General features: G+C 41.8%; 12 protein-coding genes and 1 pseudogene. 1 reads left to right on the top strand and 12 read right to left on the bottom strand.

The window, feature by feature from the left end:
* Positions 1 to 57: 57 nt before the first annotated feature.
* Together KJS58_RS06710 and KJS58_RS06705 are read right to left on the bottom strand one after the other, a co-directional pair.
* A complete protein-coding gene (locus tag KJS58_RS06710) occupies positions 58 to 3,705 on the bottom strand; it encodes a non-ribosomal peptide synthetase family protein (RefSeq protein ID WP_249716971.1) in 3,648 nt (1,215 codons plus the stop codon).
* A gap of 97 nt (positions 3,706 to 3,802) precedes the next feature.
* Positions 3,803 to 5,584, bottom strand: a complete 1,782-nt coding sequence (locus KJS58_RS06705) for a methyl-accepting chemotaxis protein (protein ID WP_213531605.1) — start codon at positions 5,582 to 5,584, stop codon at positions 3,803 to 3,805.
* A 509-nt stretch (positions 5,585 to 6,093) separates the two neighbouring features.
* On the opposite strand from KJS58_RS06705, the gene KJS58_RS06700 reads away from it, so the two are divergent.
* Complete coding sequence (locus KJS58_RS06700) at positions 6,094 to 8,223, top strand: serine hydrolase domain-containing protein (RefSeq protein ID WP_213531603.1); 2,130 nt, start codon at positions 6,094 to 6,096, stop codon at positions 8,221 to 8,223.
* 58 nt (positions 8,224 to 8,281) lie between these two features.
* Here KJS58_RS06700 and KJS58_RS06695 read toward each other — a convergent pair whose 3' ends face one another.
* The 10 genes and pseudogenes from KJS58_RS06695 to KJS58_RS06650 all read right to left on the bottom strand — a co-directional run bounded on the left by KJS58_RS06695 (position 8,282) and on the right by KJS58_RS06650 (position 21,230).
* Positions 8,282 to 8,788, bottom strand: coding sequence for a DUF6944 family repetitive protein (locus KJS58_RS06695; RefSeq protein ID WP_213531601.1), 507 nt, complete (start codon positions 8,786 to 8,788; stop codon positions 8,282 to 8,284).
* A gap of 229 nt (positions 8,789 to 9,017) precedes the next feature.
* The gene (locus KJS58_RS06690; protein ID WP_213531599.1) at positions 9,018 to 10,685 is read right to left on the bottom strand and encodes an L-lactate permease; all 1,668 of its coding nucleotides are present in this window, start codon (positions 10,683 to 10,685) and stop codon (positions 9,018 to 9,020) included.
* Between the two features lie 136 nt (positions 10,686 to 10,821).
* The gene (nadE, locus tag KJS58_RS06685; RefSeq protein WP_213531598.1) at positions 10,822 to 11,643 is read right to left on the bottom strand and encodes an ammonia-dependent NAD(+) synthetase; all 822 of its coding nucleotides are present in this window, start codon (positions 11,641 to 11,643) and stop codon (positions 10,822 to 10,824) included.
* A 60-nt stretch (positions 11,644 to 11,703) separates the two neighbouring features.
* Positions 11,704 to 12,317 (bottom strand): annotated as a pseudogene (gene nadD / locus KJS58_RS06680) (nicotinate (nicotinamide) nucleotide adenylyltransferase).
* Positions 12,318 to 12,333: 16 nt separating this feature from the next.
* Positions 12,334 to 13,818 (bottom strand): nicotinate phosphoribosyltransferase, encoded by a 1,485-nt coding sequence (locus tag KJS58_RS06675; RefSeq protein ID WP_213531596.1) that lies wholly within the window; start codon positions 13,816 to 13,818, stop codon positions 12,334 to 12,336.
* Complete coding sequence (locus KJS58_RS06670; RefSeq protein WP_213531594.1) at positions 13,815 to 14,390, bottom strand: cysteine hydrolase family protein; 576 nt, start codon at positions 14,388 to 14,390, stop codon at positions 13,815 to 13,817. The genes KJS58_RS06675 and KJS58_RS06670 overlap by 4 nt, the downstream gene beginning before the upstream one ends.
* Positions 14,391 to 14,533: 143 nt before the next feature.
* On the bottom strand, positions 14,534 to 15,310 hold the full coding sequence (locus tag KJS58_RS06665) for an NUDIX hydrolase (protein WP_213531592.1): 777 nt from the start codon (positions 15,308 to 15,310) through the stop codon (positions 14,534 to 14,536).
* A 255-nt stretch (positions 15,311 to 15,565) separates the two neighbouring features.
* On the bottom strand, positions 15,566 to 17,773 hold the full coding sequence (locus KJS58_RS06660) for a DEAD/DEAH box helicase (protein WP_213531590.1): 2,208 nt from the start codon (positions 17,771 to 17,773) through the stop codon (positions 15,566 to 15,568).
* Complete coding sequence (locus tag KJS58_RS06655) at positions 17,770 to 19,110, bottom strand: ATP-binding protein (RefSeq protein WP_213531589.1); 1,341 nt, start codon at positions 19,108 to 19,110, stop codon at positions 17,770 to 17,772. The genes KJS58_RS06660 and KJS58_RS06655 overlap by 4 nt, the downstream gene beginning before the upstream one ends.
* Positions 19,111 to 19,124: 14 nt before the next feature.
* On the bottom strand, positions 19,125 to 21,230 hold the full coding sequence (locus KJS58_RS06650) for a TerB N-terminal domain-containing protein (RefSeq protein ID WP_213531587.1): 2,106 nt from the start codon (positions 21,228 to 21,230) through the stop codon (positions 19,125 to 19,127).
* Positions 21,231 to 21,293: the final 63 nt, after the last annotated feature.

Genomic DNA, 21,293 nt, shown 5'->3' with positions numbered 1-21,293 from the left:
CAAAATAAAAAGAACCGGCAAATGCCGGTTCTTTGTGGAATTATCTTCACTTTTCTCTTAGCTGCTTACCTTAGGAAAATATCCAATCTTCACTGCATAACTAATTAATTGATGAATAAAAGATTCATCCGGTTCAGCACATACTACACCTGTACCTTCCAGATACTCTAATGTTTGCGGACAAGCATAGCGAAATGCTGAATTTTTCGCTCCATCGCCTTCCAGCTGTGCCATAGCCAGTTCAAGTCCTGCTTGATCTTTCGGTTCTGCTGGATTCAGCAGCCAAGATTCAAACTCAGGGAGTGCAAACAAGTTAATATCATAGCCGTAGTTGTTAAAGTGTTCGACCATTTGTTCATACGGAATCGTGACCGGATTACAAATGTGGAATACCTTACCGACCGTCTCTTTCTGAAGAGCTAGAGCAATAATGGCTTCTCCCGCATAATTAATCGGAGTTAGATCAACTTCCCATCTTACATTAGGTGCCTTCTCTAATAGAAGCATTGCTTTCAGCATCCGGTAAAATGCATTCTGATCAATATTTTTCTGGAAGACCCCTGTAGTAGAATTGCAAGAAAGATTTCCCACACGATAGATACTAGCGGCTATGCCTTCTTCCTCACCATATTTCACAACGAGTTTTTCAGCTTCGAGCTTACTGTTCGTGTATACATTCTCAATATAGGAAGTTTTGTAACCTGATCCCTGAATAACACCGTTCCATTGACCGTTAAAAGCCAAATCTTCCGGTATACCCAGTGTAGAAATAAAATGAAAACGTGTATGCGGTTTTTTCTTCGCTAGTTTTAGTAGTCGTCTCGTACTATCGATGTTCACATTTGCAAAATGTTCGGAATCTCCGAAATGTTTTACATCGGCACCGCAGTGTACAATCGAATCAACCAGCTTATCTACGAGCATTCGGTCCGCTTCACTAAAACCAAGGTTTTCTTGTGAGAGATCACCTTCAATAATTACTACACGGTTTTTCATAACCTTCGCGATAGAATTTCCGAAATACCCTTTCATTACATCCGTTAAACGCTCTATAGGAGACAGCTCACGAGAGGGCCGTACAAGACAATATATAACGGCTTCTGATTTATGTAATAATTCATAGAGCAGATGGGATCCTAAGTAACCTGTCGCACCGGTTAGTAAAATATTATTTTGTTTAGACAAGTTCTCTTCCCTTGCTTCGTCCGAACCAAAGGTAAGCGGATATTCTACCAAATCTTGAATTGGAAGATTAGCCATATCTACTGCATCTTGAAGTAATTCTTCTCTACCCATCTCTTCTATTCTCTCTGATAATTTGAATATCGTAGGGTACACGAAGAAATCATTAATTTTCAGCTGCGGAAAATGAGGTTTTAAAATCACTAGACTTTCTAGGATTTTTAGTGAATACCCTCCAATTTCGAAAAAGTCATCATGGATGCCGATTCTAGTTAGTCCCAGCGCTTTTTGCCAAGCTTCGCTTACTTGTATCTGTAGTTCATTCTCAGGAGCTTCATATTCAGTATCATCATGTTCTGTATTTATTTCGTACAGAGCTAGTTTTTTACGATCCATTTTGCCTGTGGGTGATAAAGGCATTTGTTCTAAATGGCTAAAGTATTTCGGTATCATGTAATTTGGAACCTTTTTGCTTAAAAATTGCACAAGCTCACTTTGAGCAATAGCCTGACCATGATTTGATGTATAAAAGCCTACTAAAATCTTTACACCATCTTGGTCCGGTCTTGCTATAACGGCAATATCTTTGACGAGGTCATGCTTAGCCAGATTATCTTCAATCTCTCCAATTTCAACCCGAAAGCCCCTGATTTTTACCTGAAAATCTTTTCTGCCTCTATACTCTACTTCGCCATTTGGCAAAAGTCTGACCAAATCTCCTGTCCGGTATAATATTTTCCCTGAACCTTCTGTAATCGGATCAGCTATGAACACTTCCTTTGTTTTTTCCGGTAGATGTAAGTACCCTTTCGCAAGTCCAATCGAACTAATCAATAGTTCGCCGGTTACACAAGTCGGACAAAGCTTATTATTCGCATCTACCACATATAATTCATAGTTTGCAAGCGGCTTACCAATACATACAGTAGAAATATGTTCTGGAAGTTCATAGTCAATCACATGCGCTGTTGCAACGGAAGTAATCTCTGTAGGCCCATATAGATTAATAACAGGTACGGATAGTTTTTTCTGAAGCATACGTACCATTTCACCGGGCAGAGCTTCTCCTGCTACCGCAATACTTTTAATATTATGATAAATGTGCGTTTGATTTTCTGGTAAATGAGCTGCAAGCTGATTGAAGAAGACTGTCGGCAAAATAGCAAACCTCGTAGCTCCTGTTTGTTTTACTGCCTCTGTAAAAGCATCAATGGAAAAACGTTCTTCATCTGCTAACAGATGAAGTCTGGAACCACTGACAAGAGAACTGAACAAATCATACACAGAAGCGTCAAAACTGAAAGTAGAATACTGTAAAATGATGTCTTGCTCTGTCAACTGGAGATGATCTTGTGTGGCGAACGCCAAATTCACAACACCTTTATGAGAAATGAGTGCTCCTTTTGGTTTACCTGTTGAGCCGGATGTATAGATAACATAAGCTAGATCATCACCGTTCAAGTCTATAGTAGGAGTAACATTCGAATCTTCCGCATATGCCTCCATATTCATTTTCGGATAAATAATCAATGGCTTTACTTCGAAATCTGATAAAAGTGTATTTAATTTTGTCGTGAAATCAGACTGAGCCAGAATCAGTCTTGACTTCGTATCTTCAATAATATAAGCATTTCTTTCATCCGGATGGGAAGGGTCAAGCGGAACATAAGCTCCTCCAGCTTTGATAATACCAAATAGACTCACAATAGTAGAAAGACTGCGCTCCATAAAAATAGATACGAACTCACCTTTCTGTAGTCCATTGGAGAGCAGCATTTGAGCTAGACAACTAGATAACTGATCCAGCTCCTGGTAAGTGACCTCTTGGTCACCATAAGAAATTGCGGTCCGCTCAGGATACTTTTCTACTGACGCAGCAAACATGGATGTAATTGTTAGTTCAGAAGGCAGATCCTTTTTACTATTATTGAGCTTCTCGTAGGCTGCTAAATCAGCAGGTGTTACTATAGAAATTTGATCGATCGGCATATTCATATGTTCAATTAGCTCGTTACAGAGAAATAAATAATTATCGCAGAATTTGCGAATCGTTGATTCCTCATACAACTCTTGTGCATAGACAATATGAAGTTTCCAGCTATCCAACGCTCCCTGCCCTACAAACCAATGTAAATCACTGTTCGGATGGTGGAGTTGATCTCCGTAAAGCGTATGGAAAGCTATAGTTTGTCCCAGAAAATCTCCAATTTCTGTAAGTGTAATATCCGTTTCTTCGATCGCTTGCAGCTTCATACCTACTTGATCATATACTGTTTGAAAGTTCTCTAATCCACTTAGCGTCATGCGCAGTGGTAAAATGCCGCCTTTGTGATCGCTCACTCCGATCAGTAGATCTTTATCACCACTCATTTTGTATAAAAATACGATATAACTTGAAAGCATCCAAGTGTTTATATTGTACAAAGGACGTAGTTGTTCAAGTCTTGGTATTTTCCCATCCAGTAAAATGTTCATTTCCTTCATGCTTCTGCCTGACATCATTGCTGGGTAGTCTGTATACATATAAAATTCCTGGCAAAGGCAGCTGTAACTCATTAATCCAATACTCTTTGCCATGTTTAGTTAGTAGCGTTGCATTCAAAATCGATCAGCTCCTATTTTATTTTACTTGTAATTGTTCAACTAATCTTTCTAATCTGCCTGATACCTGATTCAGTTGTTCAGCAGACTCAAAGATCTGCGCAAACGTGGCTTGTTGTTCCTGAGTACCCATTTGGATTTCTGTAGATACGGAAGAATTTTTCTCAGCTAGTACAGCAAGCTGCTTAATAGAAGCTGTGATCTGTTCCGTTTCCGCGACCATTTGCTGTGTAGCAGCGGATACTTCCTGGATTTGGCTCGTCACTGAATCTGTTGAAATTAATATTCCTTCAAATAGCGAGCCCGTTTCTCTTACGACACGAATGCCTGTCTCGACTTTCTCTTCCCCTTCACCGATTGCTTTTACTGCGAGTTCCGTTTCATCTTGAATAAACTGGATTAACTCAGCAATCTGATCGGCAGACTTCTTGGATTCCTCAGATAATTTTTTGACTTCACCTGCTACAACTGCAAAACCGCGTCCTTCTTCGCCAGCACGAGCTGCTTCTATACTTGCATTTAAAGACAGTAGATTTGTTTGTGCAGCAATCTCAGTAATTACCTGTACGATTTGTCCAATCTCCTGAGACCGACTCTGTAATTTTTCGATAATATTTACAGAATCTTTGACAGAATAATTAATCGAATTCATTTGCTCAATGACTTGCTCAATATTGTGATTACCTAATTCAGACTGCTCTTTCATATGTAAAGAAATCTCGGATAATTCTGTCGTATTTCCCGCGATCGTAGTAACACCTGTCGTTATTTCTTCTAGCGAGACCACACTTTCAGTGATCGAAACACTTTGCATATCTGCACTATCAGACATTTCTTTCATATTTTTCGTAATTTCTGATGCGTTCTTGTTATTTAATTCTACAGTTGAAAATAAAACATTCGATTGCTCAGCAGATTGCTCCGATACTTTCTTTATCGTACTCACTAATTCGTTCATATGGTTAACTGTCATATTAAACTTCGCATTTACTTGTCCAAATTCATCATCACTTGTTTTTAATTGAACTGTAAAATCACCGTTACTTAGTTTTTCTAAGGCACCTTTTAAATCACTGATCGGTTTAAACGTACGTTTCAGCGTATAGTACTGCATAGCAAGTACGATGATTAAAGTGATCAAGAGCGCAATTAACGTGGAAGTGAGCAACTCTTTTTTACCTGAAGCAATTAAACTTGCATCTACATCAATCCCCATGTAGGCAAATACTTCACCGTTATTATCTAAAAAAGGATACAGGACCGTGATCCACGTACCAAAATCATCGTTATAGGCTTTCGTAAAGGAGAGTTCTTTTGTATCCAACATCTCATTTACGGCATCTACGTGTAGTTGGGGTTGCTCATATAAATCACCAAGCGCCATATTACTTTCCATAAACAGATCTAGGAGGGCTGGAGATAGAGCTATTACAGATGTTTTGTTCCCATCCTCAAGCTCGGGACCAAATATGTAACCCTGTGCAATATTAGGATGCGTACTGACTAACTCACTAAAGGTTTCCATTAATCTCTGTTGTACAGGGGAATTTGGGTCTATTGTATCTTTCGCTTCTTGGGCATCTTCCGTTGACACTTGTTTAACTAGAGTTTCCATTATCTTTCCGGAATCAGATTGAAGCTGATGCGTAAGAACATTTCCTTGAATATAATAACTGTACCAAATCACTACCGCACCCGTTAGGATGATATATAGACTTGTAAATATCATATTTCGTGTGACAATACTTTGATTCTTAAAGATGGAATTCAACTTCTGTATAAAGTTGTTTATTTTATTCATGACTGTGTTTCTCCTCCTAATATGTCCTTGTGGTTTTTCATAGGAAAATATCTCGATTTCCCATCCTGCAGTGACCCTATTTGGCCTTCTCTTTACGTCATCCATCCCTTCTATATTGAAATGTAGTACAGCAAATATTAATCTTCTGAAATTAATGTTAATAAAACCCAAAAACATTTTTTTATCTTATATACCTATGTAAACATCCCCCTTCACATAGGTCCTAATAACTAATCGGCTATTCTTTAAGGATTTTTTATACCTTTTTCAATTTAATCTCTTCGGAATTTTTCTATTTGTTTAAATTAAGATGAAAATACTTTAAATTACATTTCCTAATTATGACAATTGTTACATTATTAATTTATATTTTTCTATTCCGCTCCTTTCCCTTTTTTTGTTCATCAATAAGGATTAAATTCCTTTTATTGGTATAAGGTCTCTGCTATAATTAGCTTGATATCCGTGAAGAACACACGGAATACCGATATTAAAGAAGGAGTGATTGTATGAATTTTTCACCTATCTTTATTCGAAGGAAAGCGTTATTAGCTGCTTTTCTAGCTCTATTCCTCTTCTTAGGTGTACTCTTACCATCCGTACACGCCGATTCATCCCTCTCATCTACTGCTAGCGTTCCAAAAAATCTTTCTCCCGAAACAGCTCAGGTATTTCTAGATGAATTCTTTAACTCACAGCAGGCTTTATCTCATTATGTAGGCGCTTCCGTTATTATTGTTAAGGACGGCAAAGTGATCGCAGAAAAAGGGTATGGTTACTCTGACCTCGAAGAAAAGTCTCCCGTTGATCCGAAAAAAACAGCTTTTCGCATCGCCTCTGTATCTAAAACTTTCACGGCAGTTGCCATTATGCAGCTAGTCGAACAAGGGAAAATAGGTCTTAAGAATGATTTTAAAACTTATGTCCCTGGTCTTGATTTCGATAATCCCTATGATAAACCCGTAACCATTGAAAACTTACTTACCCATACGACCGGTTTTGAAATACGCGATCCTAAGGCAGAAGATATTCATGCCGATTTTGACAAATACATATCCATGGAGGACTATGTTCAAGAGCACATGCCTCCTGTTGTTCGTGAACCCGGTAGTTCCTATATGTACGATAACTTTGCATCATTGCTTCTAGGACTCGTTGTCCAAAATGTCAGCGGAGAGCCATTTGAATCCTATATACAGAAACACGTGTTTGATCCTCTTGGCATGCAAAACAGTGGTTTTATGCTGAACGATCAATTCAAAAAACAACTGTCCATAGCTTATGATGCTGCTCATAATCCCATTGATCTATACGCCCTTTCCCCTGCTCCTATGCCTCAAGGGGGGATGATGTCTACTGCTGAAGATATAGGCAAATTTATGATTGCTTTCCTGAATGGAGGTACTGACGGAACGAACCGCATACTTAAAGACGCTACAGTAACAAGTATGGAAACATACCGTTCTGAGATTCATCCCCTATTACCTGATACCACCTATGGATTTGAAGCACCATTTCAAATTCCCGGAGCAGGAAGCAGTTCCAAAATTATAACTAAGGCAGGAGATCTTATTGGTTTCAGCTCTTATCTCTTCTTCATTCCTGAGCAAAATACAGGTGTCTTCCTTACTTATAACCAAACGGGTGCTTTACGTAATTTATTCTATCCTGCATTTATCTCTACTTTCTTCCCAGAGTATGCAGAACCAGCCAAGCTCGATAATTTTGAACCGCAAACAGCAGAGGAACTGCAGCGTTACGCAGGGCTTTATTCTGATCTTCGTTTGAAAACGATCGTAAGTAAACTTACAGATGCTGACGATCAGGCTGGTAAAATGGAGATATCTGATGCCTATCTCGGTGCTCGATCCTTGATTCAAGTGGACGATAATTTATTCATGGATGAACTCAGCGGTCAATTCACCGCTTTCAAAGAAAATACGGACGGAACAATATATATGAAAGAACCTTATTTAAACCCGTTCGGATACGAAAAGAAAGGAGTAAAAGCTGCCGGGTATAAAGACGTTCGTCCAGGCAGCGCTTATGGAACGTTTATTTATGGACTGCAATCTCTTGGTCATTATTCGAACGATCCGAGCACCTATTTCCATCCGAAAAATGCACTAACTCGCGCAGAGTTTATCGAGGAAATCCTTGAACTCAGCGGTATCCCACAAAGCAAAACGCAACCAGAACCTGGTAGTGACTGGGCTACTCATTCTGCTGCCGGCTATATTCAGGCAGGCTATGAGATAGGCATGATTGAAGGTGCAGATCAGAAGCTGTTCAAACCAGATCAGGTCATTACCCGCCAAGAGGCAGCAGTGATGATATGGAGAATTTATAAACAGCAATACCCAGATCAATTATTCAGTAGTGTACAGCTCTCTGGAAAAACAGATACCTGGGCTGTCCCTGCTGTTCAAATGATGATCGGACTAGGCCTTTATGGACCTGAAGTTAAACTACAAGGAAATGGTTCTGCTAATTACCAATCGGTAAAACCGCTTATTCGTCAAGAAGCAGCGGCTCTTATGTACCAATTGCTAACCCAGCCAACCGACCAGATCGTCGCTGGACTTGCTAAAGAGCAAGAAAATGTGACAGCAGATCAAGCTGACGCCACAAAAGAATAAAGAACAATACAGGCATTTCCCAGGACGTTTATTCGTCTATCGGAAATGCCTGTTATTTTCATTCTATATTTAGACTGAGGGCATCTCCGACTGTCTCTAAAATATTCCCATAGTAGCGAATCCGTTCCACTCTAGATGTTGGTCTTTCAGCCTCCACTATCTCATAGGTCCCCCCTAGTACAGCCAATACATTGCCTTCTTCTATCAGCCTCTCTCTCTTTTTATTAGATTCAGGCAGCTCAAGACCTAACAACGCCACTGCATTACCGATGGATCTAAAGGCCCCTGCAATCCGGACACTGCTCGGCATGCCTTTTGCTTCGGCTACTAATGCGAATCCAATGGCCCTTAGAAACGTTCCCCGTTTTTCAAGTTTTTCTCTGACTACCTTCCTAATCTTCACTGTCCTCGTTGCCGCCAAAGCCGATAATATAGCTCCTATCGCAGCAGAACATGTACCAATTACATATAATCTGGAGGTTTCCCCTTGATTTGAGACGGAGGCGATCAGCGTAGTTCCCAAGGCCGCAATCCATAAACCAATACTTTCTATGCCTTGGGCCATTCTACTCTCCTCCCTTCTCTAACAAATAAGATATTATATTATATGTTTGAATAAGAGATTGGACTTTACTTTGAGAAAATTGGTTCTTTGTTCTGCGCTGCTTTGACAAAAGAATGAGTAGTGTTTCGAGACGAACCACTCTATATACTCATCATAAACAGAAAGAAGCGACTGATCATGTTCAGCCGCTTCTTTCCAATCTTTTTTAATACGTAGTCCGCTTCTTCGTTTAAATAAATACCATAGCGATCAACATGGCGATAATCCCCGACAAGATAACGTAAAACAAGTTTGGTATTAACGCTAGTCTGATGATCTGTCCTTCTTTACCGAGTACCCCAACGACAGCAGATACAGCGACGACATTACTAACGCAGATCATATTTCCCGCAGCAGCTCCGATCGCCTGCAGTGCAATGATCAGATCTGGGGCAAACCCATTCACGGTAGCTACATCAAATTGCAATGAACTAAACATCATATTGCTGAATGTTGCACTGCCTGACACAAAAGCGCCCAGTGTTCCTATGAATGGGGCAGCTATTGGCCACGCTCCGCCGAACACATTAGATGCAAGCTGCGCTAGTTCTGTCGGCATACTTTGTAATGTGGCTCCCTCTATTCCAGAGTTCAAAAAGATGCGTACCATGGCCGTAGAAAATACCAGTGCAATCGCAGTTCCTACCATAGATCCTGCCGCTTCAGAGAAAGCTAGCTTCATCTTGTTCCTTGGAATCTCATGAAGAACTACGGTAATTGCGACAACTAGCAAGAAGATAAATCCTGGTGAATATAGAATTTGCCAATTCTGACTAATTCCTGTTCCCATGATATCGTTCCACGAGATGCTTATCCCCTGTAACCACCGTTGTAATGGTTTAATCACACGAGTCAAAACAAGCAATACCGCAATAAGAATATAGGGAACCCATGCTTTTGCCAGTGTTAACGTATGCCCCGATGCTTCCTGTTCCTCTTCTGCTTTTATCTCTTTCTTGACATACTCCGAAGGACCAAATTTACACCATGGTTCTCCTTTAGGCAGTAAAAACCCTTTTTGAGCGGCAAGAACAACAATGATCAGGCTGACTAATGCTCCGAGCAGAGAAGGGAATTCATAACCTACAAAAGTAGCAACGAGTGCTGCTGGTATGGTATAGGTTAGTCCTGCAAAGATCGCAAATGGAGCCATTTGAAATCCTTCCTTAAAGGACTTATTTTTACCGAATACCCTTGTAATCATGAGAACTAAAATTAGAGGAATAAAGGTACCGATGAAGATATCAATCTGGGTTAACCGCATTGCAATGGCTTGCAAGAAGCCGCTGATATCTATACCTTGCTCTGTCAAATAGTTCATAAATACGGGTGATGTTTCATCAAGACCCTGTCTGATTCCCACATTAAAGGTTGTACCCACGGCTCCAAAAGCTACGGGCGTACTGTCAGCAATTAATGCCACCACTACCGCCGCAATAGGAGGAAATCCAAGGGCTAACAGCAATGGTGCTGCTATCGCTGCTGGTGTACCAAAACCGGCTGCTCCTTCGATAAAACCTCCAAAACACCAGGCTACGATAATAACCTGTACACGCATATCTTCAGAGATATTCATAAACCCTTCCCTGATCACTGCAAGTGCTCCCCCATGAGTCAACGTATTCAGAAGCAGGATCGCTCCGAAGATGATAAATAACACGGTAAGAGTAACAAATACACCCTCAAGTGTCGAAGCTGTAAGGTTAATCAGCGGCATATCCCATACAAAATAAGCCAGAACAGCAGTTACTGCAAAGCTAAGCGGCATAGCGACGGTTGCGGGCATCCGCAAGATCACAAGGAAAATCAACACCGAAAGAATCGGCATCGCTGCCGTAATCAATTCAAGGAAATTCAAGGTTATTTACTCCTTTACTCATACTTAAAGTGTAGTACTAAATATTCCCTAAACTTCGCTTTCTAAGTCTTTATTTCAAAATAGATGAGTATCTATAGCAAAAAAGCCGCTAATAAGCGACTTTCTCAATCTGCACCTATTCCTTCCACCAATGATCAAAAGGGGTAACTGGAAGTTCTCTTTTATGCTTCGTCATGTGATAACGCTGCTCGATTTTAGCAGTTGCTGCCGGGTCGATCTGTTTTCCTGTAAGAAAGTCATCCAGCGTGTCGTACTTTATACCAAGTTCCGTTTCATCCGCTTGCAGTGGTTTATTATCCAATAGGTCAGCTGTCGGTGTCTTTAAATACAGTCGCTCAGGAGCACCCAATTCTTTGAGCAGTTCTCTCCCTTGCCCCTTTGTCAGTCCTGTAAGAGGAACGATATCCGCACCACCATCACCAAATTTAGTGAAAAATCCAGTGACTGCTTCTGCTGCATGATCTGTACCGATAACAAGGCTTTGCCTTTCGCCTCCTATGGCGTATTGAGCAATCATTCGCATTCTGGCTTTGACATTTCCTTTGTGGAAATCCCCTAATTCTTCACCCGTGGAGGAGCTATATGCACTTACTAAGGCATTTACAGGATCTTCGATATTAAACACGATGGTATCATCAGGCTGAATAAATTTCAGTGCTTCCTGAGCGTCAGCTTCATCCTTTTGTGTACCGTAAGGAAGCCGTACTGCAGTAAACTTAGCTTCGTATCCTTCTTGACGCAGAGATTCAGCAGCCAGCTGTGCAAGTCGCCCGGCGAGCGTAGAGTCCTGCCCTCCGCTAATTCCGAGTACATACCCTTTCGCTCCTGCCTTCTTACAATAATCTTTTAGAAAATTAACTCTCTCCCTGATTTCATCCTTTGGAACAATGACAGGTTTTACGTGCAAAGACTCCTTAATTTCTTGTTGCTTATCCATTTTTAAATCCTCCCTATTCGAGTTAATTTCATAATACCTTTTCATGAGTATGAAATGAATTCATTCATATAAATGGTTGGTTTTTATATAGTCATAACACGGATCAGGAACTAAATAGCGGGGTTCGCCTCCCATTTTAAGTTCATCCCGAATATAGCTAGAACTGATCTCCATTGCCAATCCTTTGTCAATTAAGTGAAAAGTATAGCCATCATCTGAATTTCTGAGGATAGGTGATTTACTGATCGCTGACAGCATGTTAATTCCGTCCCGAGCCATGACAATAAATTTATTTTCTTGGATCAATTCTTCTGCTCGTTTCCATTTTCCTTCTCCAATATCAACAAGCAGATCCGCCCCCATTATAAATAGATCTCATCATCAGGAAATCTTTTTCTGTAATGCTTAAGTGTGAGATAAGTCGATATCTCCCAGCCGGGCTGCTCCATCTCATACCGGTCTGCTTCAAATTTCGGATTGTTCTGAATCGCCATGTTGACCATGTTCATCCGATGTTCATCGCTGACATTCATTTTTTTGTCTGGACGATTGCTTGAACAAGGAAGGAAAATCACTTTGTCGAGCTTTGCACGGTGAGCTACGGTACTGGCGGTCCAGAGATGCACATTTGTAATGGGATCAAAAGATGATCCGTATATGCCAACTCTCCCCATATCTATCTTTCCTCCTTTACCTTTTCATAAACGCTTCTACCTTTTTTCTTATTTCCTCGATCCGTTTCATTTTGTTATCCCAACATTGCTTACTTAAATTCACAGGATATTCTGCCGGATTCAGTGTCCGTTTGTATTCGTCCCACAATAAATGGAGATTACGCTGAGCAAAATCACGAATTTCTTGAAGGGTTGGAAGATCGTATATCAATTCTCCATTTTCATAAATCGTCTGATGAAGCTCTCTAGCTTCAAATCCGGTAACGAACTTCCCAATAAAAGTATGAACAGGGTGGAACATATGAAGTACTTCTTCCTTATCCGGTTCTTCCTCTTCAAGTGCAATATAATCTCCTTCTGATTTTCCATTCATTTTATTGATGATCCGGAACACTTTTTTAAGCCCGGGCGTTGTAATTTTTTCAGGATTCGAACTGATTTTGATCGTATCCACCATTTCACCTTTTTCATCTTCAATAGCAATCAGTTTATAAACTGCACCCAGTGCAGGCTGATCATAGGCCGTAATTAACTTTGTTCCGACTCCCCATACATCGATTCGTGCCCCCTGAGATTTGAGGTTCATTATCGTATGCTCATCAAGATCATTAGAAGCATAAATTTTGGCATTAGTGTAACCAGCTTCATCGAGCATGCGGCGGGCTTCCTTAGATAGATAAGCGAGATCACCGCTGTCCAAGCGAATACCTTTAAAATGAATCCGATCACCCAGTTCATTCGCCACTTGAATAGCTGTGGGTACGCCAGACTTTAGCGTGTCATAAGTATCAACTAAAAACACGCAATCTGTATGAACTTCCGCATATTTCCGAAATGCAATATACTCGTCACGGTAGGCCTGCACCATGGAATGAGCATGCGTTCCTGCAACAGGGATACCAAACATTTTTCCTGCTCTGACATTAGAGGTAGCCTCAAACCCGGCAAGATAAGCTGCTCTCGTCCCCCATATCGAAGCGTCCATCTCTTGAGCCCTTCTCGTTCCGAATTCAATGCAAGAGTCATTACCTGCAACCTGTTTAATGCGAGAAGCTTTCGTAGCAATTAAGGTTTGAAAATTGACCATGTTCAGAATAGCCGTCTCTACAAGCTGTGCTTCAGCGAGCGGTGCTTCAATACGCATCAACGGTTCATTCGCAAAGATTAGTTCTCCTTCTTGCATTGATTTCACGGTACCGGTAAACCTTAAGCTGCGCAGATATTCAAGATAAGCCTCGTCGTATCCCTCTTCTCTTAGATATGCTAAGTCACTCTCCGTAAAACAAAAGTCGTATAGATATCGAACTACGCGTTCCAATCCAGCAAAAACAGCATATCCATTCTGAAAAGGAAGCTTGCGGAAGTATACTTCAAATACAGCTTTACGCTTATGCATACCCTCTTTCCAATAAACCTCGGCCATATTAATCTGATACCGATCCGTATGAAGTGCTAAACTATCATCCAGATGATTATACTGCGGAAGTTTCATTTTTTTCATTTCACTATTCCTCCATTTCTATAGATCGCTGAGCCCAGTGTCCCAGCAAAATGTTTCAGTGCTAAGTGATGACCGGCTTGATCGAAGCTTGCGACGGCATCTTCATGAATAACAAGATGAAAACCTTTGTTATAAGCATCTACAGCGGTATGAAGAACACAAATATCGGTGCAAACCCCGACAAGATGCAGTTCTTCTATCCCTCGTTCCCGAAGCCTTAGCTCAAGATTGGTTCCTTGAAATGCGCTGTATCTCGTCTTATCTATCCAAAACACATGATTATTATCTTTATGATCTTCATATATTTTCCCCAATCCTCCGAATAGTTTGCGCCCAATTGTACCTTCCATGTTGTGCGGAGGGAAAAGTTTCGTTTCAGGATGATAGGCATCTTCTTTTTGATGAAGATCGATTGTAAAAAAGACATCCTCATGATTATGAATAAACTCATTCGTTATTGCGTTAATCCTTTTTTCAATGATTTGACCAGGTTCTCCACAGGTCAGTGCTCCATCATCTGCAACAAAATCGTTTGTATAATCGATATTGATCAGGGCTTTTTTCTTATTCATTGATAACAGCTCCTCTAATTATATTTTAACTATTATATATTTGTTAATTGTTGTGGCGGCAAACGGCGAATATGATCTTTTACATACACGTTTTAGGAAGCACTTCACAGGTAGTTTGCGAAGTGCCTTTAGAGACAATTAAATTATAGCTTAGCATGATAGATCGACTTATGAAGCTGTACGTCTACAAACCGATATAATTGGGTCGGCCTTTTCGATGTTCTTGTTGTCTTCTGCCCTATTACTTCCTCAATAAAAGGCAGGTTTTTGATTTTTCTAGCAAAGGCTGCTTCTAGGGCGATCGCCGAATCGTTCGTTACCGTGAGGAGAACAGCCTGAAGTTCAGAATAAGTAAACTCTTCCGGTAGGAACTGCTTTGCAGCTGTCGTCTCAAGCAGCTTCTGCCTAATCACTTGTATGGCATCAGTAATGATCTTAGCATGGTCGAAGGCAAGATCTAGTTCAAGCACCTCACTTACCGAGAAAAGCTGAACATCAGATGCATCGTCATTCGCTTCTCTTGCTGAGAGTTTATGCTCAGGTACAATCGCAAAATGTGCATTGGTTATAATCCAACCTCTGGGATCGCGACCTGGTTTATCATATACTCCAAAGTGTTCCAAATGAATATTTTGAATACCGGTTTCTTCGTACAGCTCACGCTCTGCACTTTGAAAAGCGGTTTCCTTTGCATCTACAAAGCCACCGGGGAGCGCCCATTTCCCAGCCTCAATATTGGGCCTTCCTTCCCCATCAAGCATACTTCTTTGGATCAGCATGATTTTGAGATCCATAACAGGGGGTCTGAATTCTTGATTCTTAACAGGAACAATGGTAAAGACAGCAATGTCCGAAGTATATCCATCAGGTGTTCTGTATTTTTTAATATCATATTGTTCTAGGGCTGCTTTATTAGACATCGCATTACTCTCCTCAGATAACAATTATCATTTTGTTAATTGTATTATATGCATGAAGGGTAAATGTGTCAACCATAATTTTACTTTTTTTATTTTTCTAGAGACTTACTACGTTTTTGAAATTAGCTTGTCCCGGGCAACCTATCTAATACTCTCCCAATTTGAGACAATAAAAAAGACTGCAGACAAACTAGTATAGCTAGTTTGCCTGCAGTCTGACTTGTCCACTTAAGAACGAGAGTTTAAAAAACATATTCAGATAACCGAAGTAGTTGAATGTCTATCAATCAATACTTTAGCGAGTCCTTCTAAATCAAGACCATCCACCTGAAATGCGGTACGTACAAGCTGCGGAGAAACAAACTCATCATATTTACTCAGATAAGGGGCTTCATCTTCATCAAGGAGTGCACTTGCGTCCTTATTGTTCTCAAGTTCGGAAAGAATCGCATTCCAGATCGCTGAATCATCTGTATTACCGGCAACCACCATATAATAAGGTTCCATTGGAACGAGGGAACGAAGTTCAAGCCGTCCTGCCAGGTTATGCTTCAGCATTCGTTCTAGGGTGCAAAACTGTTTACTGCCCGCCCACGGTAAAATAAAGAACGAGTCTCCTCCTGCCGGAATGACGATACTTTTCAGAAGTCCGCTTTCTCTTGCAAGTCTTCTCGCACGCTCGAGTCGATTGGCTGCGCTTGGCGTAAGGTAAGGATAGAGATCATCGCTATCCAGTACCTCGCGCATTTTCTGTATCACAAGTGTATGAATATCTCCGCCGGCACCGAGCCAGAGCGTATCCACTTTGCCTTTCGCCGACTTTACATATAAGGCTTTGTGCTTCGTATCTACTTCTTCTACTTTCCATAGCTTCCCTGCAAGTGAGAAACAATAACCTGGTGGGGGAACGGTTGTGATCGAGCCAATCTCCTCCGAACCGTTATATACCGTATGTTCTTCATCATCTTTAAACACAGCATAGAATCGGTAGTTATTCACAATTTTTTCTCCGCCTAGACCGATGATGAGCGTTCCTTCCTCTGTCCGCTGAATATGATCGATATCAAGGAGATACTGCAGGAACGTTTTATATTCAGCAGGTTCAATCTGCCGAAACGAAGGGAGCGTAAGCACCGCTCTAGCCAGTTCCGCCGGTTCCGCCTCTCCCATGCTTTTCAGTGTACTCATCGTTTGGTGATAGAGTACGCCAATTGGTTTTTTTCGGATGTAGACTGGTTCGACCCATTTATGCCTTACGTATAGCTCCGTTACTGCGATCGCACGAAGCAAAGTCCACGGCATCCGGGCCGGAAGTTCAGCTTGTTCGTCCTCTTCTTCCGGACACAGAAACAACATCTCAGATGCCTGATCTCCCCGGCGACCAGACCTTCCAAGACGCTGGACAAAGCTTGAACAGCTATAAGGCGCTCCTAATTGAATCACGCGCTCCAGCTCCCCGAGATCAATTCCGAGTTCGAGCGTTAACGTAGCCGCAGCTACTGCCGGTCCTTGCCCGGTACGAAGCGCTGTTTCTGTCTCTTCTCGCAGCATGGCCGAGATGCTTCCATGGTGAACGTGGAACACATCTCGCTGTTCTCTTTTCGCAGCAATTCGCCTCAGCTCAAGTGTAGTTAATTCTGCATCGGACCGGCTGTTCGTAAATACAAGTGCCTTTTTCAGATGCGTTACGTCGTATAGATAATCGTAGTAGGCTTTTTTAGCCAGTTCCAGTTGCTCCGCCTGCTTCTCGTCTCTCGCATCCGGGAACGAAAAATGATCGATCGAGATTCTCAGTTTACGTCTTCCTTGTGGGGATACAACCTCAACCGCTTGAGGCGTACCCGCTCCAATCCATCCTGCTGCTGCATCATAATCACTCAGTGTCGCAGATAAACCGATTCTTCTGGGACTACAGCCTGCCATTCGCTGAATACGAGTTAACTGTGATATCACCTGCATCCCTCGATCTGCGCCCATAAATGCATGAACTTCATCAATAATAATGTATCTGAGATCATGGAACAGTGCAGGAATGGCATTTGGACGATTCATCAGGAGTCCCTCTAAGGATTCAGGCGTAATCTGGAGTACACCCGATGGTTTTTGCATCAGTTTTGTTTTCTCTGTTTGACTGACATCTCCATGCCAGTGCCATACAGGAACTTGTCCTTCTTTGAGAAGATCACTAACCCGTTCAAACTGATCGTTAATGAGCGCTTTAAGCGGACCAATATATAGAATTCCCACCGATTCGGATGGATCATGATATAACTCCGTTAACGCAGGAAAAAAAGCAGCTTCCGTCTTCCCCGAAGCTGTTCCGGATGCGATAAGCAGATGATGATCTGTATCAAAAAGGACACGGCAGGCTTCTACTTGCGCTTCACGCAGTGTATCCCATTTCTTTTTGTAAATAAATTCTTGAATGAACGGTGCCAGTCTTCTGAACGGCCCACTGCTCATAGTTCAAACTCCGAGAATAAATCATCCAGATCGTCCTTGTTCGTAGAATGATTCACTTTTTGGTTGCCGGCAGATACTGCTTCTTTCTCACCGAGCAAACCTTCAAATGTTGCTTCCGGATGCTGATGTAAGGTATGAAGAAGATCCATAAAGTCCCTGACCACTTCCCGTGTCGTCAGCATTTCTTCTGCTCCAAGGCGTCCTACTGCGGCTTGCATAAAAGCAATCAACTGTTCATCGCTCAGCTGTGCTTCATATCCAAAATGCATCGCGTGAATATCACGCAGTTTTTGCAGCAAGATGAGAATCTCTTCATGAGACAACAAGTCTAGCTTCAAAATGGGTGAAGTGTACGTTTTGAGCGCACCGCCGCCATATCGTCCATCGATCAGTCTTGAGCGCAGGGCATCATAACTAAAAAGTCCTCTTCTTTCATCTTCAACAAATTGCGGAGTTCCGCCCATATAAATCCCCAAATGTTCTGCTTTCCCTTGCATCGTATCATTGAACATGGTTAGCAGTTTCTCATAGTTACTCTGCCGCGATATTGTGTTTGTTATCTTATAAAGATTAACCCCTTCATCGATGAAGAGCAGCAACCCTTTATAACCAATTTTCGCAGCAAATTCAGACCATAGTTTCATATAGTCATACCAGTTATCATCATCAATAATTACGCCAACACCAAGCTCCTTGCGCGCTTCCGTCTTCGTAGGAAATTCACCCCGAAGCCATCTCAGCGCAGCTGCTTTGCGGTCCTCGTCTGCAAGTTTATATCCAGACCAATAAGCGGCAAGAACTTTAGCAAAATCAAATCCATGTACGAGGTTCTGCATGTCACTCGTTACCGCGTAAATTTTCATTTCGACCGCTTCATTCATTGCCGGATCATCCGGACGCAGACCACTGCTCATCATCACTTCCTGCTGAAGTGAAGCAATCCATTTTTGCAGCATAATCTCTAGTGCACCGCCGTCAGGCCTCGTTTTCGTAGATAAATGCATCATCAGCTCACGATAGGTTGCGAGTCCCTGACCTTTCGTTCCCACTAGGCGGCGCTCCGGAGATAAGTCCGCATCAGCTACTACAAAATCACGATCCATGGCATATCCCCGAATCATTTGCAGCAAAAAGCTTTTCCCGCTCCCATATCGTCCTGTTATCAGCCGAAAAGCAGCCCCGCCTTCCGCAATGTTATCCATGTCTCTCAGGATCGATTCGACCTCCGGTTTACGTCCAACCGCGATATGTTCCAGACCCACTCTTGGCACGACCCCTGCGGTTAAAGAATTGACGAGCGCTGTCGTTAGTCTTTTTGGTATTTTCAGTTGTTTCATGAAGCCGTTCACCTCTATTCATCCGTATAACTCAAAGTTTGTAATGCTTCTATATATTCTTCTGTAATTTCTTCCCCATCAATCAAAATATCGCCAATAATCTCCATCGATATTTCGTTAATTTCTTCAATCATTAGTTCAGGCATGGATCCCGCCTTAGTAGCGATCTTTTGCAGCTCAGAAGACCCTTTTTTATCCCTAAGTATATAGAGAACCTCCAGTTGGTCTGAATTTAACCGCTCCGCCAGCTCCTGCCATTCTTCATCCATATTGTCGGTATCCCACACGAAGTGATAATCTGACTGTTCCCCACTTATAACTGAATTCATTTCTACATCGGTCGTTTCTACACCAGTCGATTCTGCACCATTCGTTTCTACATCCATAGTTTTCACGTCAGTCTCTTCTACGACAGAACTTTTTATGACAGTTCTTTCAACGTCAGTCTCTTCTGCCTTCAAAATTTCCATATTAGGAGATTGATCTTCATCTGCAGGTGGAGGGCTGTATAGCACAGAACCGTCAAAGTTCATCTCCGTTTGGATCGTTTGCAGTTTGCCTGGAATTGGTGCAGCTTGCTTTCTCGGCGTATCAACATAACCTGCTTCTTTAGCAGAATTTTCTGCATTGTCATCATCGATCATCAGCATCTCCCGTACTTCTTCCGACTCTTGCTGTAAACGTCTTAACTTCTTCGTGTTAATCGTCACCGCAGGACGAGCTTTCTTCGCTGCTTGTACTTCGCGTTCTTTTATTTCTCTTCTCAGGTAACGGGTTACCAGCTCTTCCACCTCGGATTCCAACTTCACTCCGCGAAGTCGACCTTTAAACCCCATCAATTCACGAAGCTTATTCTCCGTATAACGCACCAGCTGTGTTAAATAGGCACGAAGCGGAGGATGCTCGCTGATCGGAAACACCCTGACTTCCGCGTGTTTTCCATAAAAATCATGATCATACACCGCACTGCGGAATAGAATCCTCTTTCTTGTCACTTCTTCTGGCCAAAAACGATGGATTAGACGAAGCCCATGCTTTTTCAACCAGTACCGATCAACTAAGGCGATCACCTTAGGAGCATAGATTTTCATCTCTTTACGTCCTTGTTCCTTGAAGAAGCTGCTCTGTTCCGCATTATAATCTAATAACATCGCAAGCATATCCCAAGAAAAATCTAAAGGATCTGAAGTAAACCTGCGCATCCATTCGCGTTCCTTTAATTCATCAGACAGTTTGCGTGGGATTTTTTCCATGAGCTCTTTATATGGCATTTCAAGTCCGTGTACTAAACAAAAATCAAATATCCATTCTCGCATGTACGTATCGATCTTCTTCTCGCGCTCTCCATAACCAAACCAGACTTCGTCCAGTAAGGCGAGACCTTCCTCAGGAGCAGTCCATCCTACACCATGGATCAGTTCATAAATATAGAGAAACAAGTAGGATAGATCTGTATCTGGATATCTGCCTTGTTTTACTTCCTTACGCCAATAAAAATACCATCTCTTCTGGGCTGAACTCATCTGTTCATAGGTTGGCCAGTAGGCACGATAAGAGACAAAAGGTGCTTCCGAACAAACAACAGATTCAAATTCTCTTGCCTGCTTCACAAAGGTTTGCTCACGTGTCAGGAACATGAACTGCTTTTCCCAATCTGCATCTCGTTCAAACGTTTGTGGAGACACGACAAGGTTCCCTTTTCGTTTTAAGGTATCTTCTGGCATAATGATAGGTTTTACTTTATCTATATCAAAAGCAGGATCAACATCCCTATTATATAAGGGAGCCGGAGTCTTGTTGTTCTTTACTTGCTTACTTGAGAAGACGTCTTCACTGATCTCCTCATTCCATGGACTCCAGTCGTCCACCTGCATATCATCTAGAAAATCAAGCCCGTCCCATTCAGCGTCAATAGGGACATAAGTAAGATCCTGAACTTCTTTCTCAGGTTCTGACCGAGCATGAGAAAAATCTTTTCTCCTCGGAATCTCTGCTTCTTTCTCTTCATCCATCCATTCGTATTCCGCAAAGCGAATCTCATTCTTCTGATGAATGGACTGTTTCGGGATCGATTTCCCGCCATTTGCACTTCGCTGAATCCTATTCTGATTATCATCCATAAAGGCTATACCTCCATCACGATTTCATTATAACAAATCACTTCCTATCAAAGGAGGGTTAAA

It is taken from the genome of Paenibacillus sp. J45TS6 (genome assembly GCF_018403285.1).
Classification (GTDB): Bacteria; Bacillota; Bacilli; order Paenibacillales; family Paenibacillaceae; genus Paenibacillus.
The sequence above is the reverse complement of the archived record's forward strand: the minus strand, read 5'-3'. Positions and strand labels throughout refer to the sequence as shown.